Below are 625 nucleotides of genomic sequence, written 5' to 3' on the forward strand. Positions count from 1 at the left end.
CTCAGACAGCCAGGATGTTGGCTTAGAAGCAGCCATCATTTAAAGAAAGCGTAATAGCTCACTGGTCGAGTCGGCCTGCGCGGAAGATTTAACGGGGCTAAGCTATACACCGAAGCTGCGGCAATGCATTTTATGTATTGGGTAGGGGAGCGTTCTGTAAGCGGTTGAAGGTGGTCTGTAAGGGCTGCTGGACGTATCAGAAGTGCGAATGCTGACATGAGTAACGATAAAGGGAGTGAAAAACTCCCTCGCCGGAAGACCAAGGGTTCCTGTCCAACGTTAATCGGGGCAGGGTGAGTCGACCCCTAAGGCGAGGCCGAAAGGCGTAGTCGATGGGAAACGGGTTAATATTCCCGTACTTCTTACTATTGCGATGGGGGGACGGAGAAGGCTAGGTGGGCCTGGCGACGGTTGTCCAGGTTCAAGGGTGTAGGCTGTAATCTTAGGCAAATCCGGGATTACACTAGGCTGAGACCCGATGTCGAGGTGCTACGGCACTGAAGTCATTGATGCCATGCTTCCGGGAAAAGCCTCTAAGCTTCAGGTAGTAAGGAATCGTACCCCAAACCGACACAGGTGGTCGGGTAGAGAATACCAAGGCGCTTGAGAGAACTCGGGTGAAGGA

Annotated in this window: 1 rRNA gene; it reads left to right on the plus strand. The window is 52.8% G+C overall.

Going from position 1 to position 625, the window contains the following annotated elements:
* Positions 1-625, plus strand: a 23S ribosomal RNA gene (locus C9J01_RS29435); the annotation flags it as partial.

The sequence above is a fragment of the Photobacterium rosenbergii genome, from assembly GCF_003026455.1.
Taxonomy (GTDB): domain Bacteria; phylum Pseudomonadota; class Gammaproteobacteria; order Enterobacterales; family Vibrionaceae; genus Photobacterium; species Photobacterium rosenbergii.